Annotated in this window: 11 protein-coding genes and 1 riboswitch; of the genes, 9 read left to right on the forward strand and 2 right to left on the reverse strand. The window is 59.0% G+C overall.

Annotated features, from left to right (window positions below):
- Nucleotides 1-2: 2 nt before the first annotated feature.
- The gene (locus tag R5R33_RS15235) at nucleotides 3-1,559 is read right to left on the reverse strand and encodes a thymidine phosphorylase family protein (protein WP_318953554.1); all 1,557 of its coding nucleotides are present in this window, start codon (nucleotides 1,557-1,559) and stop codon (nucleotides 3-5) included.
- 284 nt (nucleotides 1,560-1,843) lie between these two features.
- Between R5R33_RS15235 and R5R33_RS15240 the strand changes: the two genes are divergently transcribed.
- The 9 genes from R5R33_RS15240 (at nucleotide 1,844) to R5R33_RS15280 (ending at nucleotide 11,470) form a co-directional block, all read left to right on the forward strand.
- A complete protein-coding gene (locus R5R33_RS15240) occupies nucleotides 1,844-2,617 on the forward strand; it encodes a sulfite exporter TauE/SafE family protein (RefSeq protein ID WP_318953555.1) in 774 nt (257 codons plus the stop codon).
- Nucleotides 2,618-2,635: 18 nt separating this feature from the next.
- Nucleotides 2,636-4,003 (forward strand): sulfoacetaldehyde dehydrogenase SafD, encoded by a 1,368-nt coding sequence (safD, locus tag R5R33_RS15245; protein WP_318953556.1) that lies wholly within the window; start codon nucleotides 2,636-2,638, stop codon nucleotides 4,001-4,003.
- 218 nt (nucleotides 4,004-4,221) lie between these two features.
- A riboswitch (TPP riboswitch) is annotated at nucleotides 4,222-4,320 on the forward strand.
- A 119-nt stretch (nucleotides 4,321-4,439) separates the two neighbouring features.
- Nucleotides 4,440-6,362: a phosphomethylpyrimidine synthase ThiC gene (gene thiC / locus R5R33_RS15250; RefSeq protein WP_318953557.1), complete on the forward strand. Its 1,923-nt coding sequence runs from the start codon at nucleotides 4,440-4,442 to the stop codon at nucleotides 6,360-6,362.
- A 185-nt stretch (nucleotides 6,363-6,547) separates the two neighbouring features.
- A complete protein-coding gene (gene thiO, locus R5R33_RS15255) occupies nucleotides 6,548-7,627 on the forward strand; it encodes a glycine oxidase ThiO (protein WP_318953558.1) in 1,080 nt (359 codons plus the stop codon).
- Nucleotides 7,627-7,830 carry a sulfur carrier protein ThiS gene (gene thiS, locus R5R33_RS15260; RefSeq protein ID WP_318953559.1) on the forward strand — a complete coding sequence of 68 codons (204 nt, stop codon included), beginning with the start codon at nucleotides 7,627-7,629 and terminating at the stop codon, nucleotides 7,828-7,830. The genes thiO and thiS overlap by 1 nt, the downstream gene beginning before the upstream one ends.
- Nucleotides 7,831-7,832: 2 nt before the next feature.
- A complete protein-coding gene (locus R5R33_RS15265) occupies nucleotides 7,833-8,648 on the forward strand; it encodes a thiazole synthase (protein ID WP_318953560.1) in 816 nt (271 codons plus the stop codon).
- Entirely contained in the window at nucleotides 8,638-10,197 is a 1,560-nt protein-coding gene (thiE, locus tag R5R33_RS15270; protein ID WP_318953561.1) for a thiamine phosphate synthase, read from the forward strand. The genes R5R33_RS15265 and thiE overlap by 11 nt, the downstream gene beginning before the upstream one ends.
- Nucleotides 10,198-10,219: 22 nt before the next feature.
- Nucleotides 10,220-10,984: a HesA/MoeB/ThiF family protein gene (locus R5R33_RS15275; RefSeq protein ID WP_318953562.1), complete on the forward strand. Its 765-nt coding sequence runs from the start codon at nucleotides 10,220-10,222 to the stop codon at nucleotides 10,982-10,984.
- Between the two features lie 54 nt (nucleotides 10,985-11,038).
- On the forward strand, nucleotides 11,039-11,470 hold the full coding sequence (locus R5R33_RS15280; RefSeq protein WP_318953563.1) for a c-type cytochrome: 432 nt from the start codon (nucleotides 11,039-11,041) through the stop codon (nucleotides 11,468-11,470).
- A 115-nt stretch (nucleotides 11,471-11,585) separates the two neighbouring features.
- Here R5R33_RS15280 and R5R33_RS15285 read toward each other — a convergent pair whose 3' ends face one another.
- The gene (locus R5R33_RS15285; protein WP_318953564.1) at nucleotides 11,586-12,830 is read right to left on the reverse strand and encodes an alginate export family protein; all 1,245 of its coding nucleotides are present in this window, start codon (nucleotides 12,828-12,830) and stop codon (nucleotides 11,586-11,588) included.
- Nucleotides 12,831-12,836: the final 6 nt, after the last annotated feature.

Raw genomic sequence — 12,836 nt, forward strand, 5'->3', positions numbered from 1 at the left:
GTTTACTTTTCCGTCGCCGGGAGCGGGCTGGTTGCCGGGGATAGCTCAAACAGATCCCGGTTCTCGTGAAAATATTCCCGCGCGTAAGCCAGTTCCCCCGGCGTCTCTGCATACAGGGTCGCGAGTGGTTGCAGGGCTTCAACACTGTCTCCCACTTTCACCCGCAAGCGTAGCCCGGCCTCCGGCGACGAGGGGGCTCCGGCGAGCTTGGCCAGATGTGCCAGGCGCCGATTGTCCATACTGCGCAATTTGCCGGCGTATTCACTGCGCAGCTCGATATGGTGGCTGGCGATGGGCACTTCACGGAGCCCACCCTGGGCCTCGCAGATGGCGCGGAACTGAATCCACGCCTGTCCGGAATGCAGGATCTCCCGTGCCTGTTGCAGGGCCTGGGCTTCATCGGCTCCGGTGGCCATCGACAGCAACTGGCCGGCGAGATACAGCGCGCGGGCCTCAAGGTCCGCCGGCGCGGTGCTTTCATTGCGCAACACACTCAATACATCGCGGGCCTCCTCCGCCGGCCCGATGCCATTGCCGATGGTTTGGGTGCCGTCGGTCATCACGCACCGCACGTTGAGGCCGAGTGCTTCGGCGACGACCCGGAACAGCTCCGCCAGCACCTCCGCCTGCTTTTGGCTGCGCAGCTTGGCGGTGGGGCCAACGGGCATATCGATCAGGATATGGGTGGAGCCGGCTGCCATTTTTTTGGACAGGACCGACGCCACGAGCTGCCCCTCACTATCGAGGTCCAGTGCGCGCTCGATACGGATCAGCAAGTCGTCCGTGGGGCTGAGGCCAACCTTGCCGCCGGCGGCGAGACAGGCGCCGGTGCGGGTAATGACCTTGCGCAGTCTGTCGAGTGAAAGGTCGACATTCGTCAGAACTTCCATGGTATCGGCGGTACCGGCGGGGGAAGTGATGGCGCGGGAGGAGGTTTTGGGAATGATCAGCCCCGCGGCGCTGGCAATCGATACCACGATGGGGGTGGTGCGGTTGCCCGGCAGGCCGCCGATACAGTGTTTGTCGAATACCCGTTCATGCTCTGGCCAGTGCAACTGATTGCCGATTTGTGCCATGGCCCGGGTAAGCGCGGTCGTTTCCGCAGAATTCAGGCGTCCGCCGGCGCAGGCGGATATGAATCCCGCAATCTCGATATCTGAATACAGGTGCCGGCTGATGTCGCGAATGATGCTGGTGATCTCGCCGGTATCCAGCGTATGGCCGTAAATCTTTTTACGCAGCGCGCTGAGTGAGTGGACCTGGGGAGCGTGGTGTACCGTCACCGCTTGTCCTTGGGTGAGCGCGAGGAACTCCCAGGCGCTATCGGAAAAACCGATGCTGCCTGGCGGCAGGATCTCTTTCGCGACAGTATTGAGGGTGGCGATCAGGGTGCGGGAACCGGCCTTGATTTGCAGCCGTGTATTGGCGGTGTATCCCTCAGCGCGACAGATAGCGCAGTCGGTGCGCATGTAAACCAGAGGTTCCTGGTGGGTAGCAATTCCCATTTTGTAAGCGTGTTGCGGCATTGCCCGGGACATGCAGTCTTCCTGGATATTCATGTCGGGGGCCGCTCCTGTTGGAGGTCCGGCAGGTGCTGTTGCCCGCCGCTATCCAGCATTTGGGAAATTGCGGCCCTGTATTTAATTCAAGTCCGTTTAGGTATCAGCGGCAAGTCGCTGCCGGTATGTAGTTCCATAACCCCAGTTAAAGGTCGCCAATTACCCTGTCGCGTCCTTAAATAACCAGTCTCGGGCCCGTGACTACTGGGTTTGATGCTGTCTTGTGGTTAGACTGGCGATCGCTCAAAAACCGTTCGATGGAACGCATAGATTAGGGGAATACCTTGGCCGAATTGGGGGCGCTTTTCAGTCTGATACCTGGCCAGACACCCAGCCTCACACTGGGGTTGCTGTTGCTGGTGTGCGTGATCAGCGCATTTATCTCGGCGGTCACCGGTGGGGCGGGGGGTATCCTGATGTTTGCCGCGCTCAATGTTGTCATTCCCCTGCGCGCGCTCGTCCCCATTCACGGTGCGGTACAGCTGCTCAACAATCTCGCCCGCGTGGTTTATGTGCGCGAGCATATCCGCTGGGACCAGTGCATCCCGTTCTTTATCGGCTGCACGCTCGGCTCCGCCGCCATGACTCTGGGGCTCGCCAATCTCGACTGGCAGCAGCTGCCGCTGGTGCTGCTGGCGGTACTGATTTTTTATACGGTGTTCAAACCGAAAAAACTCCCGGAAATCCGCCTCAAGCCGCGCAATTTTTTCTGGGTGGGGATTGCCACCGGCACCCTCGGTATTGTCGCCGGAGCCGTAGACCCGTTGCTGGCCGCGTTTTTCGTGCGCAAGGATATGACGCCGAAAGAAATCGTGGCGAATAAATCCGTGATGCAGGCCTGGTGCCACGCCCTCAAGGTGCCCGCGTTCATTTATCTCGGCTTTGCGTTTTCCGAGCATCTCGGATTGATCCTGCTACTGACCGTGGCCGCGGTCATTGGCACGCGTATCGGTATTGCGCTGCTGAATCGGATCGACAGCGAGCTGTTTTTCAACTTGATGCGCGCCGCGCTGATGATTGCCGGCGCCCGCATTGTGTACCAGTTATTTGCAGTATAAAAACCTACAGGTATTTCCATGGCTGATTATCAGATTATCAATCCGTACAACGGCGAGTTGATCGAAGCCTATGACTTCCACACCAAAGAGCAGGTGGCAGAGGCCATCGAACTGCTGGTGGAAGGCCGTAACAAGCAGCTGGCCACACCCGCCTTCGAGCGCTCGAATATCCTGCTGAAGCTCGCGCAACTCTTGCTGGAGCGAAAGGAAGATCTGGCCCGAGCCATCACCGAGGAAACCGGCAAAACCATCGGTGACAGCCGGGTTGAAATCGACCGCGCCTACAACACCGCGCTGGCCAGCGCCATGGAAGCGCGCAATATCAACGGTGAAGCACTGGATTCCGATGCGTTCCCACCGATGCGCGAAAAAATCGGCGTGGTGCTGTGGAAACCGCTGGGTACCGTACTGTGCATTACCCCGTTCAACTTCCCGATCAATATCGCGGTACACAAAATCGGCCCCGCGTTTGCCGCCGGCAACACCATCCTGTTCAAGCCCGGCCCCCAGAACAAGCGCTCTGCGGAGTTGCTGGTGGAACTGTGCTATGCCGCAGGAATGGATAAATCCGTACTGCAGATGCTGGTCCCGGACATTGAAGCCACCAGCTACGCCGTTGCCCACCCGCAAATCCAGGCGATCAACTTCACCGGTGGCACCGCCGCGGCCAATGCCATCGCCGCCAATGCCGGCTACAAGAAAATGCTGTTCGAACTGGGCGGCAACGATCCACTGATCGTCATGCCCGACGCCGACCTTGACGCCGCCGTCACCGCCACCATCAACCAGCGCTTCGCCACCGCCGGCCAACGCTGCACCGCCGCCAAGCGCCTGTTCGTGCACAGTGACGTGTTCGATGCCTTCGCCGAAAAACTCGTGACCGCCACCGCCAAACTGAAAGTGGGTAACCCCGCCGAGGACGACACCTTTATCGGCCCGCTGATCCACACCAACGCCGCCAACGAAGTGGAAGGTCGCATTCAGTCAGCAGTAGCCGCCGGCGCCCGCGTTCTGTTCGGAAACCGCCGCGAAGGCAACATCCTGTGGCCGACCATCCTCGCGGATGTCCCAGACTGCGCCGAGGTGGTAGCAGAAGAGACCTTTGGCCCGGTCGTCCCACTGCGCAAGTTTGACAGCGAACAAGAGCTGGTGGCAGTGATCAACAGCTGTCCGTTTGGCCTGCAGGCTGGCGTATTCACCCAAAACCTGGCACTGGCGAAACGCCTCTACAACCAGCTGGAAGTAGGCCTGCTCGCCGTCAATGACGGCCCCGGCTTTCGCGCCGAGCACTTCCCGTTTGGTGGTGTGAAAGAAAGCGGAGTAGGGCGCGAGGGCGTGAAATATGCCATCCGTGAAATGAGTTACCAGAAAACGTTGGTGATCTGACCGTTTCAATTCGAAGCTCGAAATAAGAAGCGAAGGACGGGGACTGGGCGGAAGGTTTCAGGAGCGTCGGCGACATGGACGTCGCCGACGCAGCGTACAGGGATGTATCCACAGCGGTCCTGAAACCTTCCGCCCAGTGCCCGACCGCCACTAGGCTAAGTTTGGAACCTTCAAAATCATGGTCTTGGCCATCCACTCAAATATCCCCTATACTCGGCCCCAACTTGTCGGAGTGCCTTTGGGCTGAGATCGCTGTTGCGAGATCCGTTGAACCTGATCGGGGTAACCCCCGCGTAGGGAACAAGATCTGAATTCGCTTTTTTTTCGTGCGTATTGTTTTTGAACTGCTGTTTAAGAACATTCATGCATACGAAAGCTGCTCTCTCCAGCTGCATCCCCGGCAATCCATTCATGGATCAATACGCAAGGGGTCAGCATGTCTCAGGTCGCCGAACCAAAAACCAATACCCAAAATACGGGTACAAAATCCAGCCGCGCCGCTCAGCGAGGAAACGCCAGGGAATTCCTCGACAACCTTACCGCCCAACAGTTTCCCAACTCCCGCAAAGTCTATCTGCAAGGCGACAACCCGAGCGTAAACGTCGGCGTACGCGAAATCTGCCTGGGCCAAAGCCTTGTAGGCGGCGACGAACAAAACCCCATCTTCGAGCCCAATGACCCCCTGCAGGTCTACGACACCGCAGGCCCATACTCCGACCCAGCGTACAAGCCCAACGTCCGCGAAGGCCTGCCCAAACTGCGTCAGGTATGGATCGAAGAGCGCAGCGACACTGAAATATTGGAAACGCGCCAGGCCGCCTACAGCCAGAAACGCATGGCCGACCAGGGCCTCGACCATATCCGCTTCGATAACTTGCCGGCCCCACGCAAAGCGAACGCCGGCAAAAATGTCACCCAGATGCACTACGCCCGCCAGGGCATCATCACCCCGGAAATGGAATTTATCGCCATCCGCGAAAATATGGGCCGAGCCAAAATCGCCCAGCAGTTGAGCGAAGTTGAATTTCAAAAAGCCCGCGAAGGTATCTACATCCCGCCGCAAATTACCCCGGAATTCGTTCGCCGCGAAGTCGCCGAAGGCCGTGCCATTATCCCCGCCAACATCAATCACACCGAACTCGAACCGATGATTATCGGCCGCAACTTCCTGTGCAAGGTAAACGCCAATATCGGCAACTCCGCGATTACCTCATCCATCGAAGAGGAAGTGGAAAAACTCGTGTGGTCCATCAAATGGGGCGCCGATACCGTGATGGATCTCTCCACCGGCCAGAACATCCACGAAACCCGCGAATGGATACTGCGTAACAGCCCGGTTCCCATCGGCACCGTTCCGATTTACCAGGCGCTGGAAAAAGTCGACGGCATCGCGGAAGACCTCAACTGGGACGTCTTCCGCGATACCCTGATCGAACAGGCCGAACAGGGCGTGGACTACTTCACCATTCACGCCGGCGTACTGCTGCGCTATGTCCCCCTCACCGCCAAGCGCGTTACCGGCATCGTTTCCCGCGGCGGCTCCATCATGGCCAAATGGTGCCTCGCCCATCACAAGGAAAATTTCCTCTACACCCACTTCGAGGAAATCTGTGAAATTTTAAAAGCCTACGACGTCAGCTTCTCCCTGGGTGACGGCCTGCGCCCCGGTTGTATCGCCGACGCCAACGATGAAGCCCAGTTCGGCGAACTGCGCACCCTCGGCAAACTCACCGAAATCGCTTGGAAACACGACGTTCAGACCATGATCGAAGGCCCTGGCCACGTGGCGATCCACAAGATCAGGGAGAACATGGATGAGCAGCTGAAACACTGCCACGGCGCCCCGTTTTATACTTTAGGCCCTCTCACCACCGACATCGCCCCCGGCTACGACCACATCACCTCCGGCATCGGCGCAGCCATGATCGGCAGCATGGGCTGCGCCATGTTGTGCTACGTCACTCCGAAGGAGCACCTGGGCCTGCCGAACAAGGAAGACGTAAAAGAGGGCCTCATGGCCTACAAAATCGCTGCCCACGCCGCGGACCTGGCAAAGGGCCACCCCAGGGCACAAAAGCGCGACAACGCACTCTCCAAAGCCCGCTTCGAATTCCGCTGGGAAGACCAATTCAATCTCGGTCTCGACCCCGAGCGCGCCCGCGCGTTCCACGACGAAACCCTGCCAAAAGAATCCGGAAAAATCGCCCACTTCTGCTCCATGTGCGGCCCGAAATTCTGCTCCATGAGAATCACGCAGGATGTCAGGGAGTACGCAAAACAGCAGGAGGCGGAACAAGGGATGGAGGAAATGTCCATCAAATTTAAAGATATGGGCGCAGAGATCTATCACAAGGCGTAATGCCCCGCTGAAAGAAACTGCAAAAGTTGATGCGAAGGCGGCGCTACGGGTAAGCGTTTGCCAGACCTTCCGCGAGAGGGACCTCGCGGAAGAGCCCCCATGGATGGGTTCACGGCGTGTCTGGCAAACGCTTACCCGTAGCGTCGCCGCCCGAACCTGTCCAAGTACTTAACCGGGACCTAACGGTGACACAAAACATATTTAAAATCGCGATAGCAGGGGCCGGGCTGATGGGCCGCCTGCTAGCCTGGCGCCTATCAACAAAAGGTCACCACATATCCCTGTTCGAATCCGGATCACTGGAAAAGCCAACGGGTGCCTGCCACACCGCAGCCGGCATGATTGCCCCACTATCCGAACTGTTCCACTGCCCACTCCCCATCTACCAGCTGGGTATGCAAAGCCTGCAGTATTGGCCGTTGTGGGTCGAAGAGTTGCAGCAACTTACCGGTAGCGACGTCAACTACAGACAGGCCGGCAGCCTGCTAATCGCCCATCCACAGGACAGAACCGAACTCCAGCAATTCCACCAGGAAATCAAAGGCAAACTGGGCCATCAGAGTACCGACCAGCAGCAATGGCTGGACAACAACTCCCTGAAAAATATGGAACCCGATCTGCAGCACTTTGACCAGGGACTTTTTCTCTCCAGCGAAGCAGACATCGACAACCGAAAACTGCTGCCCGCGCTGCTCTCCGCCCTGAAAAAAAACAACGTTACACTGTGGGAAAACACCGCAGCAGAATGCAGCCCCGGAAAAATCCACACAGAAAACCAAACGCAATCCTACGATCTGGTTATCGATACCCGCGGTCTCGGGGCCAAGTATCAGATCCATGGCCTGCGAGGCGTGCGCGGTGAAGTGATGGTCGTGGAAACACCCGAAGTGAAATTACATCGCCCCGTGCGCCTGCTGCATCCACGGTACCAACTGTATGCCGTTCCCAGAGCCAACAATCAGATCGTAATCGGCGCTACCGAAATCGAAAGCGAAGACATGAGCCCGATCTCCCTGCGCTCTACCATGGAACTCTCCAGCGCGCTGTATTCGATTCATCCGGCATTCGCCGAAGCGCGCATACTGGAAACCCGCGTCAACTGCCGCCCGGCCACCATGGACAACCTGCCCGTGGTGAAGTCGGAGCCAGGGCTTATCCGAATCAACGGGTTGTTCCGCCACGGTTACCTGCTGGCGCCGGCACTGGTCGCACAGGTGGAACAGAAAATTCATCAACCAATTTCAAATACGGAACAGGTGAGCTGATGCAATTAGTGGTCAACGGCGAATCGACATTCGTTCAACACGAGCAAGAAACTATTGCCGACTTGCTACAGCAGCTCGGATACAGCGGTGACACTTTCGCCGTTGCCCTGAACGGCGACTTTGTTCCCCGTGCCAGTTATGCAGAGACCCACCTGAACAGTGGTGACAAACTGGATATTGTCGCGCCGGTCGTTGGAGGCTGAACATGACAGACAAACTGAAACTCTACGGCAAGGAATTCGACAGCCGCCTGCTGGTGGGCACTGCACTTTATCCGTCGCCCGCCATCATGCGTGAGGCAGTGGCGGCCTCCGGTTCCGAGATCATCACCCTGTCCCTGCGCCGCCAGAGCTCGGCGCAACAGCAGGGGAATATGATCTGGGACTATATCCGGGAAACCGGATGCCAACTGTTGCCCAACACCGCCGGCTGCAAAACCCCGAAAGAAGTCATTGCTCTGGCGGAAATGAGCCGGGAAATTCTTGGTACAAATTGGCTCAAGCTGGAAGTGATCGGCGACGATTACAACTTGCAGCCGGACCCGTACGGCCTGATCGAAGCCGCGTGCGAATTGATCCAGCGGGGGTTCAGGGTATTGCCATACTGCACCGACGATCTGGTGGTTTGCCGCCGGCTGCTGGACGTGGGCTGTGAGGTGCTGATGCCCTGGGGTTCCCCTATTGGCACCGGACGGGGCTTGATGAATAAATACAACCTGCAGACACTGCGCGAGCGGTTGCCGGATATCCCGCTGATTATCGACGCCGGTCTCGGTGCGCCGTCGCAGGCCTGTGAAGCGATGGAAATGGGGTTCGATGCGGTGTTACTGAATACCGCCATCGCCAAGGCGCAGGCCCCGGTTTTGATGGCTCATGCCTTCAAGCGGGCGGTGGAGTCCGGTCGCGCTGCGCGCACTGCGGGCCTGATGCTGAAACGCCAGACCGCGAGCCCCAGCACGCCCACCCTGGACATGCCGTTCTGGCAGCAGTCGTTTGCCCCGGGGAAAATACATGAGCGTTAGTGTCCCGCGCCCGATCGTCTGGACCATCGCCGGCAGCGATTCCGGTGGCGGTGCCGGCATCCAGGCGGATCTGCTCACCATGCACGACCTCGGCGTGCATGGCTGCAGTGCCATCACCGCCAATACCGCCCAGAACACCCTGGGTGTACCCGCCATCAATGCCGTGTCCGGCGAAGTGCTGCAATCGCAACTGGACGCGCTGCTCGCCGACCTGAAGCCAGCGGCAATCAAAATCGGTCTGCTCGCCAATGCGGGGCAGGTCAGACTGGTCGCGAATTTTCTGCGTGTGCTGAAAGAGTGCGGTGAATATATTCCGGTGGTATACGACCCGGTGGCGGTTGCCACCAGTGGCGCGCAGCTGACCGAAGACAGTACCGGTGCGGCGGTATTGCATGAATTATTGCCCCTGTGCGACCTGCTTACACCCAACAGTCTCGAACTGGCCTGGCTGGTGGGGGCAGGGGATGATCGCGCCGAGGTTGAAGGCGCAGAAGCGATACTTAGCGCGGCGCGCAAGCTGCGGGGCGAACATGCCACCGCAGTACTGGTTAGCGGCGGTCACTTTGAAATCGAGCCCGGCAGCACCGCGGATCTACTGTGCAGTGGGAATGGTGAAAATTTCAGTGAAGACTGGCTGATCGGCAAACGAATCGAAACCCGCAATTCCCACGGTACCGGCTGTACCCTGTCCTCTGCTATTGCCGCCTTGCTGGCGCTGGGGTATCCGCTGAAAGATGCCTGCGTGGTGGCCAATGCCTATGTGCGCCGTGGACTGCGGCTGGGCGACAGCGAGCATATCGGTGCCGGCACCGGGCCGGTGGGGCACTGTGGCTGGCCGGGGGCGCTGCAGGATTTCCCGGACGTCTTGGTTGCCGGCAGCGAACGCGCGAAACCGTTTGGCGTATTCGACCCGTCTGCCGCGGCCAACTTTGCCGCGGAGTTCCCGCAGCCCGAGACCAGCCGCCTGGGATTGTACCCGGTGGTGGATTCCGTGGAGTGGATCGAAAAGCTCGCGCGCGAGGGGGTGCGCACCTTGCAGTTGCGTATCAAGCAACCCGGCAGTGACCTGCGGGAGCAGATCGAGCGTGCGGTGGCGATCGCCCGCGGTTACGGTCTGCGCCTGTTTATCAATGACTACTGGCAGCACGCCATCGACTGCGGAGCCTATGGCGTGCACCTGGGGCAGGAAGACCTGCAGCAGGCGGATCTGAAGGCCATACAACGCGCGGGGCTGAAGCTCGGAATCAGCACCCACGGCTTTTTCGAGTTGCTCTATGCATGGCAGTTCCGCCCCAGTTATCTTGCGATAGGTGTCATCTACGCTACCAGCACCAAGGATATGAGCGGTCAACTGCAGGGCCCGGAAAAGCTCACGCGCATGGCCGCATTGCTGCCGGGATACCCGCTGGTGGCCATAGGTGGGATTAACCTGGCGCGCGCAGCCGACGTGGCGGCGAGCGGGGTGGGCAGTATTGCGGTGGTAACCGCGATCACGGACGCCCCCGAAGTTCGCGAGGCTGTGGCACAATTGCGCGCAGTCATTGAATAGTTCGGATAACCGGAGCCGTGCCGTGTTGAGTCGCAAACAGCTGCAGCGCTACAGCCGCCAGATCATGTTGCCGCAGATCGGTGAGGCCGGGCAGGAAAAACTCGCTGCCGCGCGGGTGCTGATCGTCGGTCTCGGCGGCCTCGGCAGCCCGGCGGCGCTGTATCTGGCGGCGGCGGGGATCGGCGAGCTGCACCTTGTTGACGGCGACAGGGTGGAGATCTCCAACCTGCAGCGTCAGGTCCTGTACAAAACCAATCACCGCGACAAGCACAAGGCGCAGGTGGCCGCACAGCAACTCACCGCGGCCAATCCGGAAATCCGTGTACACGCCCACTGCGTTATGGCGGATGAGGCCTGGCTCTCGACACAGCTGAGCCGGCAATCCTTCGACCTAGTGCTCGACTGCACCGACAACCTCAATATTCGCCACACCATCAACCGGGTGTGCCGCGAGCGGCAAGTTCCCGTGGTCATGGCCTCGGTGCGCGGCTTTTCCGGGCAGCTGGTGAGCTTTGACTTTCGCACAAATACCAGCCCCTGTTATGCCTGCCTGTTTCCGCCAGCGACGGGGCAGAGTGACCTGCCGGAAGCGGAGAACTGCTCCACGGTCGGGGTTATCGGTCCGGCGCTCGGGATGATGGGCAGTGCCCAGGCGCTGGAGGCCATCAAGTTTATTGCCGGCCTGCCGGTATCCAGTCTGAACAAATTGCAGTTGTTCGAAGCCGCAACGCTCGAGTGGCGCGCACTGGCCCTGCCGGCAAACAGCACTTGCCCGATTTGCCGATAAACAGTAAAAACAGCCAGGCATTCGCACAATAAACCTCGCAAAAAGGTAATTCCCTTGGCTGTTCGTCTTTTATCCAAACATCTTCTGCCCCGATATGTGCTGCTCGCCGGAGTTTCCGGGGCGCTGCTGGCGGGCTGTGCCGAAGGCAAACGCCAGTCCGCTACCGAACCAGAAACTCCTGCACACGTTGCCGCGTTGCAGCAAGTGGAAACCCAGCCGGTCACGGAATTGGATCAGGTACACGTGTCCGAGCAACTGCTCGACACCTACCGCCAGACCTGTGCCAGCTGTCACGAGCAGGGGGTAATCGGTGCGCCGAAGACGGGCGATGCCACGGCCTGGAGCCCGCGTATGGCGCAGGGAATTGATGTTCTTGTTGCGCACGCCCGGGATGGTTTCAAGGCGATGCCACCGGCGGGGCTCTGCTACAGCTGCTCGGATGAGGATTTCGCGCAACTGATCCGCTATATGTCCACGGAAAAATAACCGGGCATTTCTCCGTGCATTTCGCCGTGAGCAATGGGCAAAAAAGACCCGGCCGTGTGGCCGGGTAAATCTGAACGAGTGGGTTTGGGAAACGTTGAACGTCTCGTGGGCGTAATCAGAACTGTGCTTCGGCGGTCAGCCACAATTTGTCGGTATCAACACTGAACTCATCCGCGCTGTAGGCGCTGTATTTCATACTGAGGTTCACGCCTGCCAGCTTGCCGGCGAGCAAAAATCCCGCTTCGCTGCCAAGTTTGTCCATGCCGGATACACCGCTATCGTCTGAATTCAGCTGGTGATAATTGACCGCGAATTTCACCCCGCCGAGGCTGGTAGCCAGTGACAGGTAAACATCTTCGATACCGCCGGTGATATTGCCGCTGCCACCGCCGAGAAATTTATCCGTCCAGCCCTGGAATTTGTGCAGCGTGGCCAGCGGTGTGATGAACTGTCCATCGGCACCATCCGCTCCCAGCAACTCATAACCGCCCGCCAGGGTAAATTGACCAAGCTTGTAGCTCGCTTCCGCCAGCAGATAGTCCGCATCGTAATCCGCGGGGTTGTTGGCAGCCGACGATTGCGTGGCGTATTCCAGTGTGTAGCTCATGTCCGCTTGACTGCCCGCAAAGCGCAGGCCGTAAGTGTCGGTGGAGAAAGCCGCGGCATCTTCATTGTCCAGCAGGTAGGCGTAACCGCTGAGGGCACCTGCAGAGAAACCCGTGTATTTGGCGTTTAGCAGGTAGCTGTCGTTGGTGTGGTCCCCGACAGGGCTGTCTTCACCAAAAATACGGTTCACGTTGCGTACATGCGCCAGGAACAGGGTGGTGTCAGTGAAACTGGTATTGCTTGCGCTGAAGCCGTCGTAGGTCTGTTCGTTCTGTCGAAAACCAACACCGCCCACAAAGCGCTGGTTGTCCAGCAGAATGCGCTGGCGGCCGTATTTGAAGGTTGTGGCTCCAGTGGTGTATGCGAGATAGGCCTGATTGACCTCGGTACCTTCCGGGTCGCTGACACCGCCTTCGAATTCGGTGAGGTGGGTGACGTCGTCCATTTCAAGCAGGGTGCTGAAGCCCTGGTAGCTGGCCGAGGAGAACGTCAGGCGCGTCTGCAGGCTGGTAAGATCCACGTCGTCACTGCCGGCGGTGTCCACCATTTCGGTGCGCACACGCAAGCCCAGGGTGACATCACCTAGGGCCAGTGCATCGGTAATGCTGCTCACCACGGGAGCTTCCTGGCTTACGGTTTCCTGCGCTTGTGCCGGAATACTGGCGGCAGCGATGGTCACGGCGCCGATGGTGCTGGCCAGAATTCGGCGAGTCGGTTGCCGCGGTGTCAGAAGTGTAAAAATTTTGGTTTTCATGGTGTT

It is taken from the genome of Microbulbifer pacificus (genome assembly GCF_033723955.1).
In the GTDB taxonomy this organism is placed as follows: domain Bacteria; phylum Pseudomonadota; class Gammaproteobacteria; order Pseudomonadales; family Cellvibrionaceae; genus Microbulbifer; species Microbulbifer pacificus.